This is a genomic window from Robertmurraya sp. GLU-23, from assembly GCF_052983275.1.
In genome coordinates, this window is the sequence record NZ_JBRKCV010000042.1 from 1 (window position 1) to 1,583 (window position 1,583).

General features: G+C 40.2%; 1 protein-coding gene. It reads left to right on the forward strand.

Going from position 1 to position 1,583, the window contains the following annotated elements:
* Nucleotides 1–120: 120 nt before the first annotated feature.
* Complete coding sequence (locus ACVBAX_RS25230; RefSeq protein ID WP_447119692.1) at nucleotides 121–1,416, forward strand: IS110 family transposase; 1,296 nt, start codon at nucleotides 121–123, stop codon at nucleotides 1,414–1,416.
* Nucleotides 1,417–1,583 lie beyond the last annotated feature (167 nt).

Genomic DNA, 1,583 nt, shown 5'->3' on the forward strand with positions numbered 1-1,583 from the left:
GGCAGCATTCCTGTAATGAATGAAAATGAGGTTTGAACAAAAAAATAACCTCTTGGTAGAATGAGAGAGTCCAAAGCCTGCAAGCGAAAAGGACAACTCAATTAACCAGGAGGGTATAAAATGAATTATAACCAAAATGAAAAGATTGCTCAAATCACTTCTCAAACTCTTATTATAGGTGTTGATATTGCCAAGTTCAAGCATGTCGCACGTGCACAGGACTATAGAGGAATAGAATTTGGATCGCCTTGTTCTTTTGAGAATACCAAGCAGGGATTTCAACTGTTTCTCGAGTGGATCTTTCAATTAAAGAAAGAACAGGCCATGGAAAAAGTGATAGTAGGGATGGAGCCTACTGGCCACTACTGGCTAAATCTAGCTCATATACTAAAAGAACATCATATAAAGTTTGTTGCAGTAAACCCGTTACATGTAAAGAAAAGTAAGGAACTCGACGATAACTCACCGACTAAAAACGATGTGAAAGACGCTAAAGTTATCGCGCAGCTGGTCAAGGACGGGAGATATGCTGAACCAACGATTCCACAAGGTGTTTATGCAGAACTCCGTGTGGCGAAAAAAATACGTGATCTCCTAACTGACGACCTTCAAACGGTGCAAGGCCAGATTCACAACTGGCTAGATCGGTATTTTCCTGAGTTTTTAACCGTCTTTAAAAGTTGGGAAGGGAAAGCAGCCTTGCAATTTTTAAGGCTAGGAGCCTTACCACATGAACTGATTCACTTCACTGATCAGTACTTATTGGATCATTTACGAAAAGCAGTTAGTCGGAGTGTAGGACTAAACAAAATAATAGAGTTAAAACAAGTAGCAAAAGAGTCCATCGGACTTCGTCAAGGTGCTGGTATGGCTAAATTAGAACTAGCGACTCTACTTGATAAATATGATTTGATACAAGAGAAGTTCGTAGAACTTGATAATAAGATTGATAACCTAATTGAACATATCCCGGGTGTTCAACAAATGTTAGCTATTAAGGGAGTAGGAAGAGATACGGTTGCCGGCTTCTTTGCGGAGGTTGGGAATCTTCAAGATTATTCTCACCCTAGACAAATCATAAAGTTAGCTGGATTGAGCTTGAAGGAGAACACCTCTGGCAAACATAAAGGGCAAACAAAAATCACCAAACGAGGTAGGAAGAAGCTGAGGGCTCTCCTCTTCAGGGTTTGTATGATTATGGTCGCTAAGAATTCGGCATTTAAAGCGTTGCATGCCTATTACACGCAGCGTCCGGATAATCCTCTAAAGAAAATGCAGTCTCTAATAGCCTTGTGCAATAAGTTAATTCGTATATTCTTTGCCATTGGTAAGAAACAATTTGAGTTTAGTGAAGAGCGAATGTTAAAGGATATCCCTCATATGAGCGCAAACATAGAAGTTGAAAAAGCAGCTTAATTCAGTAGGAACTGTAGAGTAGAAAAGAGTTTTAAGTGTTATAAGTCTCGTACATTTGAAGCACGGATTAGTCAGCAAAGCAATAAAACTTCGGGCAAGGACCCTGTGGGGCAGCATGACTGACATCCACCTCATGGAAAGGTTGGACGAAGGAATTTGAGAGCGAA

What these genes read in the sequence shown, in the direction of transcription:
- ACVBAX_RS25230 (WP_447119692.1), top strand. Translation starts at nt 121, where the DNA reads ATGAATTATAACCAAAATGAAAAGATTGCTCAAATCACTTCTCAAACT.